Source organism: Paenibacillus chartarius, assembly GCF_042432825.1.
Lineage (GTDB): Bacteria > Bacillota > Bacilli > Paenibacillales > NBRC-103111 > Gordoniibacillus > Gordoniibacillus chartarius.
The window spans coordinates 1-19,503 of the sequence record NZ_JBHLWN010000095.1 but is presented as its reverse complement, the minus strand read 5'-3'; the positions used below and the strand labels follow the sequence as shown (position 1 = coordinate 19,503).

19 protein-coding genes and 1 riboswitch are annotated in these 19,503 nt (G+C 51.1%); of the genes, 1 reads left to right on the top strand and 18 read right to left on the bottom strand.

Going from position 1 to position 19,503, the window contains the following annotated elements; all coding sequences use genetic code 11:
- Positions 1-30: 30 nt before the first annotated feature.
- The 5 genes from ACFFK0_RS23790 to ACFFK0_RS23770 all read right to left on the bottom strand — a co-directional run bounded on the left by ACFFK0_RS23790 (position 31) and on the right by ACFFK0_RS23770 (position 6,022).
- Positions 31-1,737 (bottom strand): SWIM zinc finger family protein, encoded by a 1,707-nt coding sequence (locus ACFFK0_RS23790; protein WP_377472870.1) that lies wholly within the window; start codon positions 1,735-1,737, stop codon positions 31-33.
- A gap of 16 nt (positions 1,738-1,753) precedes the next feature.
- Complete coding sequence (locus tag ACFFK0_RS23785; protein WP_377472869.1) at positions 1,754-2,884, bottom strand: HD-GYP domain-containing protein; 1,131 nt, start codon at positions 2,882-2,884, stop codon at positions 1,754-1,756.
- 166 nt (positions 2,885-3,050) lie between these two features.
- Positions 3,051-3,989, bottom strand: a complete 939-nt coding sequence (locus ACFFK0_RS23780) for a glycine betaine ABC transporter substrate-binding protein (RefSeq protein WP_377472868.1) — start codon at positions 3,987-3,989, stop codon at positions 3,051-3,053.
- Positions 3,982-4,830 (bottom strand): ABC transporter permease, encoded by an 849-nt coding sequence (locus ACFFK0_RS23775; protein ID WP_377472867.1) that lies wholly within the window; start codon positions 4,828-4,830, stop codon positions 3,982-3,984. Before ACFFK0_RS23775 ends, ACFFK0_RS23780 begins: the two co-directional genes overlap by 8 nt.
- Positions 4,799-6,022 (bottom strand): quaternary amine ABC transporter ATP-binding protein, encoded by a 1,224-nt coding sequence (locus ACFFK0_RS23770; RefSeq protein WP_377472866.1) that lies wholly within the window; start codon positions 6,020-6,022, stop codon positions 4,799-4,801. Before ACFFK0_RS23770 ends, ACFFK0_RS23775 begins: the two co-directional genes overlap by 32 nt.
- Positions 6,023-6,253: 231 nt before the next feature.
- Between ACFFK0_RS23770 and ACFFK0_RS23765 the strand changes: the two genes are divergently transcribed.
- On the top strand, positions 6,254-6,829 hold the full coding sequence (locus ACFFK0_RS23765) for a GbsR/MarR family transcriptional regulator (protein ID WP_377472886.1): 576 nt from the start codon (positions 6,254-6,256) through the stop codon (positions 6,827-6,829).
- 81 nt (positions 6,830-6,910) lie between these two features.
- Here ACFFK0_RS23765 and ACFFK0_RS23760 read toward each other — a convergent pair whose 3' ends face one another.
- The 13 genes from ACFFK0_RS23760 to ACFFK0_RS23700 all read right to left on the bottom strand — a co-directional run bounded on the left by ACFFK0_RS23760 (position 6,911) and on the right by ACFFK0_RS23700 (position 19,419).
- Positions 6,911-8,443, bottom strand: coding sequence for a glycine betaine uptake BCCT transporter (locus ACFFK0_RS23760; protein WP_377472865.1), 1,533 nt, complete (start codon positions 8,441-8,443; stop codon positions 6,911-6,913).
- A gap of 69 nt (positions 8,444-8,512) precedes the next feature.
- Entirely contained in the window at positions 8,513-9,778 is a 1,266-nt protein-coding gene (locus tag ACFFK0_RS23755) for a DUF2254 domain-containing protein (protein ID WP_377472864.1), read from the bottom strand.
- A 175-nt stretch (positions 9,779-9,953) separates the two neighbouring features.
- Positions 9,954-10,820, bottom strand: a complete 867-nt coding sequence (locus ACFFK0_RS23750) for a tyrosine-type recombinase/integrase (RefSeq protein WP_377472863.1) — start codon at positions 10,818-10,820, stop codon at positions 9,954-9,956.
- Between the two features lie 41 nt (positions 10,821-10,861).
- Complete coding sequence (locus ACFFK0_RS23745; RefSeq protein ID WP_377472862.1) at positions 10,862-11,323, bottom strand: hypothetical protein; 462 nt, start codon at positions 11,321-11,323, stop codon at positions 10,862-10,864.
- Positions 11,324-11,370: 47 nt separating this feature from the next.
- Positions 11,371-11,534, bottom strand: a riboswitch (cyclic di-AMP (ydaO/yuaA leader).
- A gap of 58 nt (positions 11,535-11,592) precedes the next feature.
- The gene (thpD, locus tag ACFFK0_RS23740; protein ID WP_377472861.1) at positions 11,593-12,837 is read right to left on the bottom strand and encodes an ectoine hydroxylase; all 1,245 of its coding nucleotides are present in this window, start codon (positions 12,835-12,837) and stop codon (positions 11,593-11,595) included.
- A gap of 15 nt (positions 12,838-12,852) precedes the next feature.
- Positions 12,853-14,178: a diaminobutyrate--2-oxoglutarate transaminase gene (gene ectB, locus ACFFK0_RS23735; RefSeq protein ID WP_377472860.1), complete on the bottom strand. Its 1,326-nt coding sequence runs from the start codon at positions 14,176-14,178 to the stop codon at positions 12,853-12,855.
- Positions 14,179-14,191: 13 nt separating this feature from the next.
- Positions 14,192-14,692 (bottom strand): diaminobutyrate acetyltransferase, encoded by a 501-nt coding sequence (ectA, locus tag ACFFK0_RS23730; protein ID WP_377472859.1) that lies wholly within the window; start codon positions 14,690-14,692, stop codon positions 14,192-14,194.
- An 18-nt stretch (positions 14,693-14,710) separates the two neighbouring features.
- Entirely contained in the window at positions 14,711-15,532 is an 822-nt protein-coding gene (gene ehuA / locus ACFFK0_RS23725; protein ID WP_377472858.1) for an ectoine/hydroxyectoine ABC transporter ATP-binding protein EhuA, read from the bottom strand.
- A 17-nt stretch (positions 15,533-15,549) separates the two neighbouring features.
- The gene (ehuD, locus tag ACFFK0_RS23720) at positions 15,550-16,203 is read right to left on the bottom strand and encodes an ectoine/hydroxyectoine ABC transporter permease subunit EhuD (RefSeq protein WP_377472857.1); all 654 of its coding nucleotides are present in this window, start codon (positions 16,201-16,203) and stop codon (positions 15,550-15,552) included.
- A 1-nt stretch (position 16,204) separates the two neighbouring features.
- On the bottom strand, positions 16,205-16,858 hold the full coding sequence (ehuC, locus tag ACFFK0_RS23715) for an ectoine/hydroxyectoine ABC transporter permease subunit EhuC (RefSeq protein ID WP_377472856.1): 654 nt from the start codon (positions 16,856-16,858) through the stop codon (positions 16,205-16,207).
- Positions 16,859-16,883: 25 nt separating this feature from the next.
- A complete protein-coding gene (gene ehuB / locus ACFFK0_RS23710; protein WP_377472855.1) occupies positions 16,884-17,783 on the bottom strand; it encodes an ectoine/hydroxyectoine ABC transporter substrate-binding protein EhuB in 900 nt (299 codons plus the stop codon).
- 399 nt (positions 17,784-18,182) lie between these two features.
- A complete protein-coding gene (locus tag ACFFK0_RS23705; RefSeq protein WP_377472854.1) occupies positions 18,183-19,052 on the bottom strand; it encodes a manganese catalase in 870 nt (289 codons plus the stop codon).
- 88 nt (positions 19,053-19,140) lie between these two features.
- Entirely contained in the window at positions 19,141-19,419 is a 279-nt protein-coding gene (locus ACFFK0_RS23700) for a hypothetical protein (RefSeq protein ID WP_377472853.1), read from the bottom strand.
- Positions 19,420-19,503: the final 84 nt, after the last annotated feature.

Here is a 19,503-nt window from a genome sequence, read left to right as displayed (position 1 = left end):
CGGTTCCGTTCTTTCAGATGCACCATGCTCTTAATTCAGCTTTATCTGCTGCAGCTCATCCATAAAAGCGGGTTTATTGGAATAATGAAAGCAAAGATGCTTGATGACCTCTTCAGCACGAGCTCGGCCGCCGGCTTCGACAAGCTGCCCAATTACTCCGCACACCTTCCGGTACGCTTTTCGGTTGGTAGAGTGAGACGCTTCTGCCAGAATCACTGCTTTGAATATATCAAACACTTCCTCGGCATACTCCTCCACCAGATGCGGGTAATGAATGGCTACGGACCATTTGTTAGTTCGGACGTAATCCATCAATCTCCGTGTATCCTTTTCCTCAATAAGCACCCGCACATATAAAGCATCTGCACTCCAATTTCTGGTACTGCGTCCCAGCGTATGGATCAGCCTCTCATAAGCTTCAGGCCACTCATCCTTACGAATGAATTGTTTGTACTCCAAGTAATAAGTATAATCCCCGTCTAATACAAACTCCTCTGCAAGCTTGATCTGCTGCTCTACTTGTTGGGTATGACGATAGATCTCGTAGCGGCATCTCTTCCACCCCTTGACTAATCCCGGGTAGCCTCTCGATGCGTCTTGACGTTCTCCTTGCACAGCCAATTGCAATGCTTGTTCATATTGACTGCGTTCCATTGCTGCGTCAATCGCCATTTGACGAAACGCAGTCAGGTCCAAATGATCCTCGATAAATTTAGTCGCTTGCTCTGCGCCATCCATTCTCTGAATGACCCGATAACGGAGCTTGGATATATTTTCCATAAAATAGGGACCGGAGTACGATTGGCTTGTTTCTCGCCTTTCCAAATCAAGTAATTTCCGTTCCCATTCTCTCCGTTCCTCGGGACTGTCAATCAAGAAGGAGGCACTTTCCAAGAGCGACAATTGAACCTCATTCCATCCGTTCAGCTCCGGATGGCGCATTTCTTGTAAAAGCTGCGAAAACAGCCATGCACGGTCATGAACGGGCATGGCTTCCGGCTGGCTCGCTGCAGCTTGCACGAGCTCCAAGCTATCCTGAATGATCCCGCCTACGATTACGTCGGAATCATCGCATGCCTGAAATAAGCCGGCCATTTCCCGCAAAATACAAAAGCTTACTTCCATCGATCGAAGATGATGCCCCTGCTCCCATAGCTCACGAGCTTTCTCTATTACCATGTCGGCCCCAGTTACTGCATCGGCAACATTGCGATAGGCAACGAATCCATGGCGGTCAGAGTTTTTCTTTATATAAGATCGAATTACTTTCCTAAATCGGTCTAGATCTGCTGCATTGTCATATACAGCGAATTTTAGGGCTAGGGCCAGTTCTACCTCCTTCACTTCCTTTGAGAGTTGAACAAGCAGCTCGATCAGTTCCTCTTTGCCAAGCTTAGACAACCGAGCGGACAAGTTCGTTCCAGGAATCGGCTTTGGTATAGAACTAACCCCCATGTCGTCCCTACGGAATCGTTCTTCTCTAATTTCCAGAAGCACAGCCACCGTATGCTTACATACGGGGCCCTTATCATAAGGGCAGTTACACTCTGTGTACAAGACCTTTCCCTGTGAATCCAGCCCAACCTCCACGTCGTACAGATCGCTGCCCTCAACTTCCGCCCTGTAAACTAGCGGTTCCACTTCCTCTATAGATAAAATGCAATCTTCATCCCAGTAATCGATGCCTCGCTCAACAATGATAGGATCTATGATTTTCTCGATTTCAGACAGCTTCATTTGCTCACCCTGCTTTTCAACGATTCGGAACGTCGTCCGAAGATACTAATCCTCTATTAGCTTGATTGTGCTCGTAAAACAACACGATATCCGTCCACAGCTCCTGAACGATATCCACAATCGCGGGATCGAACTGGGTATGTTTGCAGGTATTCAGCTCCGCGCGCACATAGTCCATTTCCAAGGCCTTCCGATAGGACCGGTTGGAGCACATCGCATCAATGCAATCCGCCACGCAAAGCACTCTTGCAAGTAAAGGGATTTCATCCCCTTTTAGGCCGTGCGGATACCCTTTGCCATCGTAGCGCTCATGGTGATACAGAACTCCCTTGACAATTTCCCCTGATATATTCAGATTATTGCATAACTTGGCCCCTGAGGTCGTGTGGGATTTCATGATTTCATATTCGTCATTGGTTAAGCGGCTTGTCTTCAGCAGAATCGAGTCCGAAACGGACAGCTTCCCCACATCGTGAATAAGCCCGCAGTTATACACCAGCTCGGCATCCATCTGCGGGATTCTGCTTGCGATCATCCGGGCCAAATAGGCCACTCTTTGAGAATGTCCCTGCGTATAAGGATCCCGCGCCTCCACGCTTTGCGATAGCGTAAGAATCGTTTGCAAATGCTTGGCCTCCAGCATATTTCGCCAGCGTAAATCCCTCACAACAAAATAAATAATGAAGACCAATATAAAGAAAACCGTAAGCACATCCAACAAAATCACCAAATGCTCGCTTGCTTGTTCCGCATGAAATAAAAACAGCAGCGCCAATACGACATTAACTATTAATGAACTTATCGATGCATAGATATAAATCGTTCTATCTTCAAATAGCAAAGAGAATACAGGCACCAGCACAAACACGCCCGCCAACGCCCATTCCTGCAGAAGAGTAAATATCAAGGAAACAAGCACTAGGGCGTTAGTCACCAGGATGTAGGGCCTGACCTTTGCTGGAGCATAACGAGCCAGTATAGAAGGCAGGAATCCAATGAACAGGACAACGACCAGAGCAAGATAATGCTTGGCGGGATACACCCAGAAGTGCCGTAAGGATAAAATCAGCAGGCCGAAATATACGGATATTTGGCCGATAACGATGAATTTCTTGGTTCGATCGTTGGTCATGGCGTTTACAAGCATAGAGTCCTCTTGAGGTTTTTGATTTAATTATAGCTTCTAAGGACGCTATTGAATATGAATTTTCTGTAGAGTTCAGCCCCTTGGGGTGCTGCGCTCAGCTAGGCCAAGATACGGAAAAAGGCTAGATCACCAAGGTGAGCTAACCTCATTCCGGATATCGTTCTTATCATTTTGTCTTTAAGTCTTCGATCGAGGTAATTTCCATATAGGTGGGAACCACGAGCCCCAGCTTTGTGCCTTTCAGGTTGGCTCCCAGATCTTCAAACTTTCCTTTATATTTATCCGCGTAGTCCTTATGTGTCGTCGGCAGCCATGCCGCTACCACAGCGTCGGCGCTTCCATCCGCAATGCCTGCCCACATCGGTCCCGCCTCAACCTGCAGCAGATCGACTTTATACCCGAGCCGCTGCTCGAGCACCTGCTTCACCACGTTGGTGCTGGCAATTTCGGAGTCCCATGCGACATAAGCGAGCTTCAGCTTCTTCCCCTCCTCTTTGGCAAGATCCTTCACCCAAGCGTCTACTTTGGCCGCGTTATCTTTGACCCATTGTGCCGCCGCCTCTTCCGGCTTCTTACCTTCGGTAACGGCAGACATCACCACCGCCATCTCATCCGGCGTCCATTCAAACCGATCCAACAGCGCATAGGCCGACGGAGCATCTTGATTCAGGCCGTTACGGGTAACGGTATGGATTTCCTCATCTTTGCCGTAAGTCCCTTTCGGATCCTGCAAGTATTTCAATTCATACTTGGCGAACATCCAATGCGGCGTCCAACCGGTTACAATAATGGGCTTCTTATCCTTGTATGCCTTATCAAGAGCAGCCGTCATCGCGGCGCCGGACCCTTCGACAAGCTTCCAATCGGTCAGGCCGTAATCTTTCAGAGCCTGCGCCGTTTGCTTCATCAGTCCCGCGCCCGGGTCAATGCCGATGATTTCATACTTCACTTGCTCCCCGACACCGGCGGCACCGGCCTTTGCGGCTTGACCGGATGTACCGTTTGAAGCGGCAGCATTGGAAGCCCCCCGCTCAGCGCAACCTGTCAGGGCAAGAGCGCCAACGAATCCAAGTATCGCTAGCAGTTTTCCTTTGTTTTTATACATTCGAGCCTCTCCTTCTCTTCTTCAAGATATATTGACTCATTCTGTCCATAACAATAGCCAGAACGACAATGGCCAAGCCGGCTTCGAAGCCCTGTCCTGTCTTGATTTGCGTAACTGCCCGATAAACGTCCGCGCCTATTCCTTGAGCTCCAATCATCGAAGCGATCACAACCATTGATAGCGATAGCATAATCGTTTGAGTGACCCCTGCCATGATTGAAGGCATAGCCAGCGGGAGCTGGAGCTTAAACAGCTTCTGGCTTCCGGTTGAACCGAAGGCGTCGGCAGCCTCCACCAGATCCTCCGCTACTTGGCGTATTCCCAAATTCGTCAGCCGAATCGTCGGCGGTACGGCAAAAATAACGGATGCAATGACCCCGGGCACAACACCCAATCCAAAGAAGGTGACAGCCGGGATTAGATAGACGAATGCGGGCATCGTCTGCATGAAATCGAGCATCGGCGTACATACATTCCGTATCCGTTCACTCTGTGCGCACCATACGCCAAACGGAATGCCGATAATAATGGAGATGAGGGCCGACGTCATGACCAAAGCAAGCGTATCGAGCGTATTGTCCCAGTAGCCCAGGTTATCGATTAGCAAAAGGCCTGCCGCAGTAAACAGCGCGAATTTCCATCTGCCGAAATAATAAGCCACTACCGTAATCGCCAATATGAGCAGAAGAGCCGGCGGAAAATGCATAACGGCTGCCAAAGCATTAACGATGCCATTAATACAAGCTGAAATCATATCGAAGACCAGCGATAAGTTGTCCTCAAGCACATCTACGAGGGACTCGACCCATTCATCCAGCGGTAGCTTCGGAAACATCAACATCGACCTCCTCCGTATGCACAGGGTGCCCTGCCAGCGCCCCCAGCACCGCTCCGCTGACAATAACCCCGATAATACGATTGTCTTCATCCACCACAGCAATCGGATATTTGGAGCTGCTGCAAATATCGAACAGCTGATACAACAGCCGATCAGGGGATACGGTTGGTACATCCCGAATGACGATGTCGTCCAAGCTCTTGCCATCCCTGACGGCGGCGGAAGCCGCTTCGGCGGTAATGACACCGATGAAATGTTTGCCTCTGTCCACCACAAACAGATTGGAGATCCCGCTATCCCGCATGAGCTGAAGGGCAACCCTGGGGCCCCGGTCGATGGCAATCGTCTCAGGCCTGCGCATCACCGACGAGGCCGTCAATACTTTGGACAAATCCACATCTTCGACGAACCGCTCCACATATTCGTTGGCCGGATTCATCATAATCTCCTCCGGCGTACCGATTTGAACGACGCTTCCGTCCTTCATCAAAGCGATCCTGTCGCCGATACGAAGCGCCTCATCCAGATCGTGCGTAATGAAGATGATCGTTTTCTTCATCTTGTGCTGGAGCTCCAGAAGCTCATCCTGCATATCCTTGCGGATCAATGGATCCAGCGCGCTGAACGCTTCATCCATAAGAAGGATGTCGGGGTCATTGGCCAGCGCCCTGGCTAAACCTACTCGCTGCTGCATTCCTCCGCTAAGCTGAGAGGGCATGCTGTCGGCCCAATCCTGCAAGCCGACGAGCTTCAGCGCATCGAGCGCCTTCCTGCGCCGCTCCTGTTTGGCTACGCCCTGTACCTCCAAGCCGTACTCCGCATTTTCCGCTACCGTCCTATGCGGGAACAAAGCGAATTTCTGAAAAACCATGCCGATCCGTTTCCGTCTGAACCGAAGCAAAGCTTCCTGATTCATCTGTACAATGTCGTCGCCTCCAACGACAATACTGCCTCCGGTAGGCTCGATCAGGCGGTTGAGCATGCGAACAAGCGTGGACTTGCCGCTGCCCGACAGCCCCATGATCACAAAGATCTCACCAGGTTCTACGGAAAATGAAACGTTGTTGACCCCTACCGTATGCTTGGTTTCGCGATAGATCCTTTCCTTCGACCACCCTTCGGCAAGTAATTGGATCACCGTGTTCGGATCGGGTCCGAATATTTTGCTAACCCGGCTAACTTCGATAATCGCCATACGCTCACCCCTTTCCTATATGCAGATCCGTTATCCACATTCAGTGTAAAGAAGAAACGAAAGACATGTCAACGTAACTTTCCGTACAATCTGTTCGTACAGTAAAAACTGTATACACTTTACTCCAAATTCCTCTCTCATGCTAACTAATCCGCAATGGTTAAATCCTTTACTTTGTCGATTAGGTTTTTTACAATATCGTTGTACATTGTGAAAGCAGGTGAAACACAGATGGAGCAACCCGCCGACGGGTTATCCCCAGAGCAGGAACAAGCCTTAGCGAAAGCAAGAAAACGCGTTATCGAGGCGATCGGCAACAACATGGACCTGTACGGGATTACGCAATCAACCGGCCATCTGTACGGATTGCTTTTTTTCCAAAACAAACCCATGACGTTAGATGCAATGGGAGAAGCGATGGAAATGAGCAAAACCAGTATGAGCACAGGAGTACGCACGCTGGTCGATTTGAAGATGGTGAATAAAGTATGGGAAAAAGGATCAAGAAAAGACCTTTACGAGGTTGAATTGGACTGGTTCCAAACCTTCGCCGACTTCTTCTCTCTGAAGTGGCGTAAGGCGCTTGATATAAATTTGCATGCGCTGCGCAAATCCAAATCGGAGCTGCTGGAGCTTGCGGGCAGGTTCCCCGATAACGAACAGCTGCAGGCCCAGCTGAAAGCCGATGTGGCAAAAATGGACGAGGCCGTCCGTTACTACATGTGGCTTGACCGTCTTATTGAGTCGTTCGAGACAGGCGATATTTTCCAATTCATTCCTAAAGATGTGAAACCCCCTAGAGAGTAGTACTGTACTCATGCCAAGAAGGGATAGAAAGCCGTTAGCGGCTTCTATCCCTTCTTATTGCCGAGCAAGCGTCCTCACAGCTTATTCGGTCCGCATCCGGTCGAGCAGCTCGTCCAATTTCTCCATCCTGCGCTTCTGCTGGGCTTTCATTCTTTTCTCGTCCTGCCTTAATGCCACAAGAATCGATGCACACATGCCGACAATAATGACGGCAAACGGAACCGCCGCGACAATGGACGCCGTCTGAAGTCCGGTTAGCCCGCCGCTTATTAATAAAACAACTGCAATTAACGACTGAAAGATCCCCCAAACGATTTTGACTTTGTTGGACGGGTTCGGGTTGCCGTTTGAAGAGAGCATCCCCAGCACGAAGGTAGCCGAATCTGCGGAAGTAATGAAGAAAGTGATAATGAGAAGTGTCGCCAGAGCCGCGATCCATATTCCAAACGGAAGCTGCTCCAGCGTGAGAAATAATGCGCTCGTCACATCGTTCGCAGCAGCCTTGGCAAGCGGTATATGTTGAAACATCTCGAGATTCAAGCCCGTGCCCCCGAAGACGGAAAACCAGATAAAGCTAAATAAGCTTGGAATCAACAAGACGCCAAGAACAAATTCCTTGATTGTCCTTCCTTTGGATACCCTTGCGATGAATGTACCGACAAACGGCGCCCAGGCGATCCACCATGCCCAATAAAATAAAGTCCACGCCCCGACCCACGTCCCCTGGGTAAAAGGAGTTAACCGCAAACTCATGTAGACCAGATTCTGCAAATAGCCGCCTAGCGTTAACGTAAACGTATCGAGTATGAAGGATGTCGGTCCCGCGATAAGAACAAATATCATCAATACAACGGCCAGCACTAAGTTTGTATTACTGAGTATTTTTATCCCTTTATCCAAGCCTGTCGTGGCGGAAATCAAATACAGCACGGTGACAACAGCAATGATGGAAACTTGAACCGAAGAGACGTTTGCGAGACCGAACAAATGCGATAGTCCTCCGGCGATTTGTAATGCACCCAAGCCGAGGGAAGTCGCCACTCCGAACACGGTTGCGATAACAGCCAGCGTATCGATGACCGTTCCCGCGGCTCCATTCACCCTATCTCCGAGCAAAGGATAAAATACGGAGCTGATCAGCCCCGCTCTTCCCATCCGAAATTGGATATACGCTAATGCTAAAGCAACGGTACTGTAAATAGCCCACGGATGAAGGCCCCAATGGAAAAAGGAATACCGCATGGACACTCGAGCCGCTTCCGGGCTCCCCCCGGCAATTCCTTCAGGAGGTGTGAGGTAATGGGATAACGGCTCCGCCACTCCCCAAAAAACAAGCCCGATCCCCATCCCGGCGCTAAAAAGCATTGCAAACCACGTCAAAGTGGAGTACTCCGGCTCATCTTCATCGCGGCCAAGCTTGATTTTACCGTATTTGCCAAAGGCCAAAAACAAGGAAAACAGCAAGAAAAAGAATGTCGATATTAAATAAAACCACCCAAAATTACTGATCGAATATTGAAATAACCGATTCGCTGTTTCTGCCAGCTGCTCGGGGGCAAAAGCACCCAACAGCACAAAAGCCGCGATAATCGCAAGTGATATGTACCGGACCAAGAACAACGCCCCCCTTATATGCACCGACAATAGTTTTTACCATCAATGGTAAGACCATTCAGGATATTACTAGGATTGACAGCCCTTCACGAGTTGCTGCCATTTGCCGTTTAAGAAAGACGAATCCAGGGCATGTGTCGTTTGTTGATTCACGCTACTGATTACGTATTCGCCAAATTTGTAAATATGGCTTTTGATCTCCGGCTGAGCCCCCTTCGCAATCCTCGTTAACCCATCTAATAAAGCTCCCGTAACGGATACATCTTTAGCTCCGTAATGCCGGATCTGATAAAAGGTTTTGTACAACAGCTCATCGAAAGAGACAAAGGGAATCCAGACGCGTCCCTCGCGCCTGGAATCTTCAATTACCCAGTGATCTCCCTCCCGCTTCGCGATCCCGGTCAACAGCACACTAAGGGAACGAATACAGTAAACCGCCGTATCGGGATCGTTGATGCCCGGAGATATTGCCCTCAGGGCAATATCAATGATCTTTTCCATCACATACTCCAAATCTTGCTCGTTCGTACGTGTTGGTCCGATCCGAATCTGCCGATCCAGGTATTTCGATGCCGCGGAATCCCCTAAGTTCGATTTTCCCCATATCTCGATTAACGGCTCACCCTTTTGAACATATTGTCCGATTCTCGGAACGAGTCTGATATACAGCCCCTTCTTTTGGGCAAACCTGATTAAATTCTTATAGGAGATCGTACGCACATATCCGGCTCTCGCGGAATTTACACTTGTCTCCTTCACCGGCGAGGGGGCTACAGCGGTCCATTGAAGATCATCTATCAATGCTAAGGCGTGTTGTTCCACCTCATTCATCAAATGATTGACTTGAATGGACAGGGATACTTTGTGAATGAAATAGATAAAGAACACTAAACATAGCGTAGCCAGAATGACGGCGACGGCGGCATCCGGAACCAGTTGTTCATCGGTCGCACGCTTTAGAAGGAGCAGCGATGTAATCGAATACACAAACCCGGCGAAAAACACACCTTGAGCATGCTGCATAGCCAAGCTTTGGGTAAAGTTGGGGAGTACTCTTGGCGAATACTGCGAAGCATAGGTGGATAGAACAACCATCATGACGGAGAAGGTAATGGTCGTCATCGTCAGAAGCGATGTTGCGATCGCCGAGAGGACCTCTTTCGCAATGGCGGCGCTGGTGAACAGGTAGGTTGAGAACCAGCCCCACCTTATCGAGTCCCACTTCCGACTCTCATCTAAATAGTTCATAAGAAACGCGAGTAGTATGGATCCAACGATATAAGAGACTGGGAGCAGCCAATACCGATGCCTTCTGCCGAAAGAACGATTTTTCACAAGCGGCCTCCATAGGTTTACATACTTCATGAGCATTATTTCCAAACGAGTCCAAACCTATCCTCCCGCTTGCTGCTATATTCATCAATGCCCCCTGGCACATCCCGCACATGAATAGGCTCTGTCCCCTAAGTCAGAGGACAGAGCTTGTGCATGATTGTTATTCTTATTGGTTTTATTGCAGTCCCGCGTAGTACTGGTACGTTGTAAGGAAGGACTTATGCCCGGCCCATTGCTTCAAATGGAGAATCGGCGTCCTGATTTCAGCCAGTCTGCGGCAATAGGTATTTCGCAAATCGTGGCAGCTAAAATCCGACCCCAGCTTGGAAGCATACGCCTGAATCACAAATTGAACGGCTCTGGCTTGCATGGCCCCGGATCTTTCGGTCACGAATAGATAGCTGCTGTTGTTATACGTTTCCTTGTCGGCAGTTGAACGTTCCTCCAGCCAAACCGCTAATTTGCTATACGTTTGCGGTGCTACCGGTACGATGCGAAGCAGCTTGCCCGCATCGTCGAAGACCTTAAGCTCTCCCATGCCCACGGAACTCAGCCTTAAGTGCGGCACTTCCTCCACCCGTAATCCGGCATATAACAGAACGTGGATCAACGCCTCATTCCTCGCCCGTTTAAACGGATTCCTCTCCTTTGCTGCGATTTCCAGCAAGCGTGCTTCTTCATCCTCCGTCAACCAACGCGGAAGCTCTGTGCTCTTAGGGGAATGGTACCGAGCCGAAGCGGCGGGGTTCCCTTTGACCATTCCCTGCCGCTCCGCCCAACGAAAGAAGGTCGCTAATATCGATACGTATTTGTTGATCGTAGACAGTCTTTTGCCGCTAAGATACAGCTCGTCTCTGGAGGCGAAAATGTCTTCTTCTTCAATGGAGGACAGCGTTTTGTTCATCCGGTCCAGCCAATTCAAAAAGTGTGAGAGTTCCGTACTGTACAGCTTGACCGTACTCTCCTCCTTGCCTTGAAGGAGAAGATGCTGTTTAAACTGCTCGATGAGGTACGCCGTTTCCGATTGAAGCTCAGTCTTCATAAATCATCGCCCCTGTAGTAGATTCTACGATGTATATAATTTTATGATGAATATTGCACAGAGGTAAGCTTGTCAAGATGGGGCTGAAGGAGCAGTTCCGCATCTTCACTGCCATTGATGAATATCATTCGATCTGCACCAAGCGCCCGATAGGTCATTCTGGCGTGATCTCTTCGGGAAACGATGCAGATTTCTTTATCCGACCAAGCCCGGCAAATTTGGATCCACCTGCAGCAGAGGGTGAAGCTGTCTTCGAACAAATACATGCGTTTAATTGGAATGCTCGGACGGACCCACGTCTTCTGCTTGCCCGTATCCACCTTAATGATATGATTCACACCCATCGCTTCCAAACGCTTCTTCCCGTAATTATTGTTGACCATAGCGTAGAACGGAATCCCTTGCTGGCGCAGTCTGTTCAGGAATTGCTTGCCTGCCTGGTTAGGAGCGGATACGAGAATATACTCCTCCTCAGGCTGTCCGTGTACTTGCATGAAGCTCATCGTTTTCCCTCCTTGGGGGAGGCAACGCTAGCAGATGTAATAAGGTTGCCTCTCCAGTGTGACGCTTACGAGGTTAGCTGTCGGATTCGGACGTGAGAGTCGCCCTACTCGGCATATGCCGAGATTCACCCCGGTGAGCCGGCTTGACCTGAAGCCTTGCTCTCTGGTTCCCCCGCTTCCGCACTGCTGCGGAATTCAGCGATTTGCTCTACTTTCCATCTACATCTCCATACTACAGCTTACATTTCCGATTGTAAACCGGACCCGGTCTACTCCCGGGCGGCAATATATCCCGGACGCGGACGCTGGCCGGAGAATGGCTCCACCAATTTATTGTCGATGCTGTTATAGACCATGAATACATTGCTTCTCGGCAGTGGAGAGATGTTGGAGCTGGAGCCGTGCATCAAGTTGCAGTCAAATAACAATATCGAGCCCGCCTTGCCGGTCGGTGCAGCGATGCCGTACTTCTCGACAAGCCAGGACATGCTGGCATGATCCGGCACCCCATACTGCTGCTTGCGCAGCGATTCCTTGTAATGCTGATCCGGCGTTCGCCCGACACAAGCGATGAAGTGCCGATGAGAGCCGGGAATGACCATCAGCGGCCCGTTAAAGAAATAGTTGTCTTCGAGCGCGATGGAGCAGCTAAGCGCTCTCATTCGAGGCATGCCGTCCTCCACATGCCACGTCTCAAAGTCGGAATGCCAGTAAAACTCCTTACCGGTAAAGCCGGGCTTGAAATTGATTCTGGACTGGTGCACATAGACCTCGCTGCCCAAAATTTGCCGAACAATCGCCGTTAGCCGTTCGTGCATAGACAGCTTCTTGAACACTTCACTGTCGCGATGCACGGCAAACACGGAGCGCACTTCCTCGCTATCCGGTTCGCGGATGACCTCCGGCCGTCCTTCCGTTGCCGAGACTTCCCAGATATGCTTCAGCTCGGCACGCAGCTCCGCTACTTCTTCCTCTGAGAAAAATTGCTCCATAAACAGGTAGCCGTCCTGCTCATAGGAATGTAGCTGTGCCTCGTCGATAACGTCTTGCTGAATGGAACGGTTATACACGACCGGATCCACCCGCTCCAATATTTGGGGCTGATGTTCAACCCGCGACGGATAAGCATCGGGCTCTCCCAGCGGATAGGCCCCGCTCTCGTCATGAACTTCCGTGCCGGTGCACGGAGGGTTGAACACACAGATGACCCTCAAGTCCTCGTGGCAGATGAGCCGATGCTTCTCATGTCCGTTAAGAACGTAGAGCGTTCCCGGTACGACGGGGTGCTTTTTGTTCTCCTCCACCACTTCGAGCTCGCCCGCTCCCGAAATGCAATAGACTGCTTCGATATGGTTCTTGTACCACATCTCCGTTACCGTACCGGCTTTCATCGTCGTATCGTGGAGGGAGAAGCCGACTCCGTCCTTACGCAGCAGCATCCGCCTGCTCGACCAAGTTGCCGCTTCAACCTCGTATTCCGTACCGATCACATCATGAACATGCTTCACGATCATATAGGATACCTCCCTTTATTGGTTTGTCCCTACTGTCGGAACCGTCTGTGCCGCAAATTGATTCGCTACTTCAGCAACGCTTTCACCGAGTATATGGAGGCCCCGCTCCAGTGCCGTCTTGGTAATCGTAAGCGGCGGCATCACTTTGGCCACTTCGCTGTCCGTCCCTGACGTTTCCATGATAAGTCCGCGACGGAAGGCTGCGGCACATACCGCTTCCGCCATGCCCTCGAACGGGAAAGCGATTCCCTGCATAAGTCCTTTACCCCGCCACTCCGCCTTGAGCTGGGGATAGCGGATAATCAGACTTTGAAGAGCTCCCTCCAGGAGCGCCGCTTTCTCTCCAATGGCTTGTTCGAACTCCGTCTTCTCCCAATAGCGAAGCGCTTCCGCTGCACAGATGAACGCAAGATTATTGCCCCGGAACGTACCGTTGTGCTCCCCCGGCGCCCATACATCCAACTCCGGCTTCATTAACGTCAGCGCCATCGGCAGACCGAAGCCGCCTATGGACTTGGACAGGCATACAATGTCCGGTTCTACGCCATACGGCTCAAAGCTGAAGAAGGACCCCGTTCTGCCGCAGCCCATCTGAATGTCGTCGATGATCAGTAGAATGCCATAATGCCGGCAAAGCTCCGCTAATCCTCGCAGCCAACCCGTTCCCGCCATATTCAGGCCGCCCTCGCCTTGCAGCGTTTCGACGATTACAGCCGCAGGAAGCGAGACGCCGGAGCCACTATCTTTTACATAATTTTCAAAGTAAGACAGGGTGTCGACTTCCGCCCCCATATATCCGTCGTAAGGCATGATCGTTGCATGATGCAGGGGAACTCCGGCGCCCTGACGCTTGAACTTGTTGCCTGTTACGGCCAGCGCTCCGAGGGTCATTCCGTGAAAAGCGTTCGTGAAGCCGACCACATTCGTCCGGCCGGTCACCTTGCGAGCAATCTTGAGCGCCGCCTCTACGGCATTCGTCCCCGTCGGACCGGGAAACATCACCTTGTAGATTAAATTGCGGGGAGTCAAGATCACCTCTTTGAATCGCTGCAAGAACCGTTCCTTCGCCTCCGTTGCCATATCCAGGCTGTGGCTGATCCCGTCGTCTATTAAGTAGCGAATCAGCTTGGCCTTCAGCATCGAATTATTATGTCCGTAATTTAGCGCCCCCGCTCCGGCGAAGAAATCCAAATACTCGTTCCCTTCTGTGTCCCATAACGTCCAGTCTACCGCCTTACGAAACACAACTGGAAAGGAACGGCAGTAGCTGCGCACTTCCGACTCCAGTTGTTCAAAGACGTCAAGAGTACCGTCAGCTTGAGCAAGATCAGCTCGGGTCATCGGCAAATCCTCCCTAGAATGAAATTTGTATTAACGGCTCATCCTCATGACCGGGCTCCGGAAATAGCGCAGCCGGAAAACCGTCATTGGAGATGGCAAGTCGGGCGCCCCGACGGCGCGCGAAGGCTTCAAACAAACGGCGCGAAGAGATGTTGGTCGGAGAAACCGTGGCCTCCACTCTCTTGGCATGACGATAAACCGGAAGCTCCATCAGCCTCTGCAGCAGGCTTGTCGCGATCCCCTGCCCTTGCGCAGTCGGGGATACGGCGATTTGCCATACAAACACGTTAGCGGGATCTTGAGGGGAAAGGAAGGACGTGACGAAGCCTACAAGCTCGCCCTCTCTTTCCGCAACTAGGCAGGTACCGGAATAATACCGGCATAGCAGTAAATAACAATAAGACGAGTTCGGGTCCAGCCTGCCGCTGTCACGAACAAGCCTCCAGATCCTTCCGGCGTCAGTTACAGTCGGATGACGGAAAACGATCGCAGCACGTTGAATCGCGGTATTCACCCGATGCAGCTCCTTTCGTTAGCCTTGGTTGCGAAAGCGGGATAGGAACGCTTGTAAGCGCTCGCTTTTCGGTTGCTCGAACAGCTGCTCCGGAGGCCCTTGCTCTACGATCACTCCTCCGTCTGTAAACAAAACACGATCCGCAACCTCGCGGGCAAAAGCCATTTCATGCGTAATGAGCAGCATAGCCATAGAGCCTTCTTCAGCGAGCTCCTTGATGACCTTCAGCACCTCGCCGACAAGCTCCGGGTCGAGTGCGGACGTTACTTCGTCAAAGAGCATAACCTTCGGTTTCATGATCAGCGCCCTGGCAATCGCCGCCCGCTGCTTCTGGCCGCCGGACAGCCGACTGGGATACGTATTTGCCTTATCCTTGAGCCCAACCTTATCGAGCAGCTCCAGCGCCTCCGCTACGGCCTGCTCCTTGGGCATTTTCAACACATGGATCGGGGCTTCCGCCACATTGCGAAGAATCGTCATGTGCGGAAACAGGTGGAAGTGCTGAAACACCATGCCGATCGAGCTTCTGACTCGATGCAAATGCTTCTCATCCGCCCGAACCCAAGTCCCTTTCACCCGCCGATGCCATAATTGCTCACCATCTACCTCAATCGTTCCTCCGGTAGGGTACTCGAGAGTCATCAGAATGCGTGCCAGCGTTGTCTTTCCCGATCCGCTTGGTCCGATAACCGCCACCTTCTCGCCCGGATACAAATCGAGATCGATGCCCTTGAGCACTTCCACCTGACCGTAGCTCTTCCGAACGTTTCGATAGCGGACAATGGGCTGCGTCAGTGCAGTCCTTTCGTCGATAGCAATGATTTGCTCCGGTATGCCCATCCGTCTTCCTCCTTTCGTTATTTGCGCAGCAGCTGCAGCTCCAGCCTTCTCAGCAGCAGCGAGGAAACGTAGCTCATGACCAGAAACAGCAGTCCGACCAAAGTGAAGGCTTCGATATATCGAAAAGATTCCGACCCTAAGGATTTGGCGGTTTGCAGCATCTCCACCAAGGTAATGGCCGACAATACTGGCGTTTCTTTAAACATAACAATCAAATAATTGCCGATCACTGGAAGTACCGGAGGCACTGCCTGCGGCAAAATCAACCGAAACCAGGTTTGCCCGGGAGTAAAATTGAGCGCTTTCGCCGCCTCCCACTGCCCCTTTGGAACTGCTTCTATACCGGAGCGGTACACTTCCGCCAAATACGTCGCATAGTGCAATCCCAATCCGATTACACCAGCCGTAAAAGGAGACAGCGATACACCAAAGCGCGGCAGTGCGTAGAATAGAAACAATAGCTGGATGAGCAGCGGCGTGGAACGGATCAGCTCCATGAAGAACGAAAGCGGCCGGGACAGCCACTGATTTCGGGATCGTTTGCCTATCATGAACAACAGCCCTATGACCAGAGCAATCAAGAATCCCGTTAATGCAGCGCCGATCGTGACCGGAACAACCTTAAGCAGCTCAAGTAGAACCTCCCAGGCATAGCTCCAATTCCATTTCAACCTAGTTCCCTCCCACGGCCAGACGACGTTCCAGCAACCGAATTCCCAAAACAAGCAGCTGCGCGATTAAGTAGTACATGATAAGCACAGCGGTGAGAATCAACGTCGTACGGGACATGTCGAACGATCTCAGCATCATACCCTGATACGTTAATTCCGCTAGCGTGATCAGCGAAACAAGTGACGTGCCCTTCAACAGCTCGATTTGCAGATTTCCAAGTGAAGGCAGAGCAATGCGTAGGGCTTGGGGACCGATAATCCGACAAAGACGTTGAAAACGGGTCATGTTTAAGGCCACCGCTGCTTCGGTCTGCCCCCCAGGCACCGCTTGAAGCGAACTTCGGACGATCTCCGATCCATAAGCTCCATAGTTGAGGCCCAATGCCAGAACAGCAGCGGTCATCGCCGACATGCGAATATCGAACAGCATCGGAAATGCGAAGTATAACCAAAATAGTTGAACCAAAAGCGACGTTCCGCGGAACAGTTCGACGTATCCTACCGTAATCCAGCGTAGAACGCGAATAGAGGACATTCGAGCAAGTCCGGCGGCAATCGATAGGATAAGGGCCGTAACCGAGGCGAGCAGCGTGATCTCAATAGTAATCAACGTTCCCCTCCACAAAGCCGGAAGAAGCTCCAGCAGTGAAGTCATGGCAATCGGCTCCTTCTATACGAATCTACTTGGACAGCTCTTCAGCCGTCATCTTCCCGGGAAGCTCCGCTTCCGTGAAACCAAATTGCTGTATAATCTTCAGCAGCTCTCCCGATGCTTTGAGCTTCTCCAGCTCCGCATTGTAGGCTTTAACAAATTCTTCATCACCTTTGCGAAAGGCGGCCGCACCGTATCCCTTGACACTTTTGCCATCAATGGAAGGCTGCTCGAAGTCCTTGACTCGCTCCAGTTTACTATCCTTTGCGGAGTCCAACATCGCTTGCAACGACGGACCTGTCATAGTTACGACTTGTACCCGGCCGGCTTGAAGGGCTGCAATGGCGGAAGGCTGATCGGGCACTGTTACAATCTGTTCTTTCGGCACCCCTGATTTCGTTAAGTACTCTTCCTCAATTGCTCCTACCATGACGGCAACCTTGACATCCTTGTTTGCGGCGATGTCCTTGTAGCTGTGTATCCCTTTCGGATTCCCCTTCATCACGGCAATCGCCTCGCCGATGCTGTACTCCGGATTGGCAAAGAGCACTTCCTTGCTTCGTTCCGGCGTGATGAACATCCCCGCCGTAATGATGTCGAACCGCTTGGCCTTCAGGCCGGGTATGAGCGCGCCGAACTCCGTCAATACGCCGTTCATTTCCTTAATCCCCATCTTCGTCAATATCGCTCTGGCAACCTCGACGGCCTCGCCCGTCAGCTTGCCGTCCGGCGTGGCGTAGGCGTAAGGCTTTTCATTCGCGAAGCCTACCGTTATGTACCCCTGTTGCTTGGCTTTCTCGAGCGTTGATTCCGAAGCGGCGCTTGTGCCGCCCTTTGAGGTATTTGCGGGCTGTGCTTGATCGCCGCAGCCAACCATCGCTGCAGTGCTTAACAGCAATGTAAGAGCAAGTGCTAACCCTCTTTTCATGCTAAAGCTCCTTCCGAAATGGTTTGTTTGGGGCCCCTTACTAAGGGTAGCATGATTAGGGAGTGAGCCTCACCCCTGCTGACAACTTCTCAGGCCGCTTAAGCCTCCCTCAACGGGGAAGAAACATAATTACGGCGTAAATGTGGAAAAATACTCCCTGATTCTCCCATATCCTCTCTTTTACAAAACCTGAATTGAGCTGAATTAGACTAAATTATGCGGAATATAGTCATTTCCAAGAAATTAATAAATATAATATCCCTAAATCTTTAATTATCACCAAAAATCACATGAATACGAATTGTATATGTACAAAGCCCATGCTTTCCTGAGGATATTGCAAAGACAGCAAAAAGAGGACTGCGTTCCGCAACGCGGTCCTCTTCGGTTCAGTTATACTTACATGATCGGCGGCATAGAAGGCAAAGTCGGCATATAATCGCCTATCACTTGCGGAGGTGTATCGTATACATAGGGCGGCGCGGGGGGAAGAACCGGCCTCGGGGCTAAAGGCACAGGTTGAGGCACATAGTTGAATGTGCCCATGCCGTCCATACTCGGGCCGTGTGCCCAGCGGCCGAACGCGCTTTCGTTTCCGCGGGAGAAGTTGAATAACGTATAAGAAACCTCTTGTTTTTCAAGCTCTCTAGGGAACGTGCTAGGGACGACCAACCCTTCTTTCGCCTCCAGCTCAGCAATGGCGGCAGCCCATTGATTCTGATGCATGGTGTCTCGTGCCAGCAGCCACGACAACATATCCTTGACCCCGCGGTCATCGGTCATTTCATACAGCCGTGCAACCTGCAGACGACCTTGGGACTCCGCGTTCAGATTGGCTCGAAAATCCGCGAGCAAGTTTCCGCTTGCGATCGTGTACTTGGCGTTCCACGGGTAGCCCTGTGCATCGGACGGCATCGCTCCCAGTCCGGATACGATGATGTGCTGGGGATTACCCCCACCCATTACGGCCGCTACCACAGGATCCATAGCCACCATGTGCTCCTGGTCCCGTACCGGTGCGTTATCGAGCAGCCGCGCAATCATGGTCGCCAGCATCTCGACATGAGCGCACTCCTCGGTACCCGTGTCCAGCAGCAAATCCCTATACTTTCCATCGCCCCTAGTGTTCCACCCTTGAAACAAGTACTGCATCATGACCGTAATCTCGCCGAATTGGCCGCCTAGCACTTCTTGCAGCTTCCGGGCGAATACGGGATCGGGGCGCTCCGGCTTAGCGTGATATTGCAGCTCCTTGATATGATAAAACAATTCCGGATCAGCTCCTTAGGAGTAATATTCCCATTCACTCTAAGATATGGGCTGTGCCGGTTGTCCCATTCTAGCTTTCAATACTCCATTACTCCCACTTCACGCTTCTCAGCAGCCGGTGCCGCATCAATTGAAGCACAAATTCTTCATAATAATCCGCTCGTACGATGACCTGATAGTGCCGGTCGCCGAGGGCATAAAACAGCACATCCGTATGCACCCGATTCTCATCGAAATGAGTCTGAATTTCACGGATTTTTGGCAGGCACAGCTCCGGCTCGAGAATATGAATGTGAAATTCGGTGTCATTCCCGTTTGGTTTTTCCTCGATTTGTACGACCTCTTCGTGAATTTCGTATTTTAGCATCGCGTTTCCCTCCTAAATGTTACATAGACTCTCGGCGTTCGCCGAGTCAGGTGGGACAAGGGTTTTCCCTGACCACCCCAGATT

What these genes read in the sequence shown, in the direction of transcription:
- ACFFK0_RS23790 (WP_377472870.1), bottom strand. Translation starts at nt 1,737, where the DNA reads ATGAAGCTGTCTGAAATCGAGAAAATCATAGATCCTATCATTGTTGAG.
- ACFFK0_RS23785 (WP_377472869.1), bottom strand. Translation starts at nt 2,884, where the DNA reads ATGCTTGTAAACGCCATGACCAACGATCGAACCAAGAAATTCATCGTT.
- ACFFK0_RS23780 (WP_377472868.1), bottom strand. Translation starts at nt 3,989, where the DNA reads ATGTATAAAAACAAAGGAAAACTGCTAGCGATACTTGGATTCGTTGGC.
- ACFFK0_RS23775 (WP_377472867.1), bottom strand. Translation starts at nt 4,830, where the DNA reads ATGTTGATGTTTCCGAAGCTACCGCTGGATGAATGGGTCGAGTCCCTC.
- ACFFK0_RS23770 (WP_377472866.1), bottom strand. Translation starts at nt 6,022, where the DNA reads ATGGCGATTATCGAAGTTAGCCGGGTTAGCAAAATATTCGGACCCGAT.
- ACFFK0_RS23765 (WP_377472886.1), top strand. Translation starts at nt 6,254, where the DNA reads ATGGAGCAACCCGCCGACGGGTTATCCCCAGAGCAGGAACAAGCCTTA.
- ACFFK0_RS23750 (WP_377472863.1), bottom strand. Translation starts at nt 10,820, where the DNA reads ATGAAGACTGAGCTTCAATCGGAAACGGCGTACCTCATCGAGCAGTTT.
- ACFFK0_RS23745 (WP_377472862.1), bottom strand. Translation starts at nt 11,323, where the DNA reads ATGAGCTTCATGCAAGTACACGGACAGCCTGAGGAGGAGTATATTCTC.
- thpD (WP_377472861.1), bottom strand. Translation starts at nt 12,837, where the DNA reads ATGATCGTGAAGCATGTTCATGATGTGATCGGTACGGAATACGAGGTT.
- ectB (WP_377472860.1), bottom strand. Translation starts at nt 14,178, where the DNA reads ATGACCCGAGCTGATCTTGCTCAAGCTGACGGTACTCTTGACGTCTTT.
- ehuA (WP_377472858.1), bottom strand. Translation starts at nt 15,532, where the DNA reads ATGGGCATACCGGAGCAAATCATTGCTATCGACGAAAGGACTGCACTG.
- ehuC (WP_377472856.1), bottom strand. Translation starts at nt 16,858, where the DNA reads ATGACTTCACTGCTGGAGCTTCTTCCGGCTTTGTGGAGGGGAACGTTG.
- ehuB (WP_377472855.1), bottom strand. Translation starts at nt 17,783, where the DNA reads ATGAAAAGAGGGTTAGCACTTGCTCTTACATTGCTGTTAAGCACTGCA.
- ACFFK0_RS23700 (WP_377472853.1), bottom strand. Translation starts at nt 19,419, where the DNA reads ATGCTAAAATACGAAATTCACGAAGAGGTCGTACAAATCGAGGAAAAA.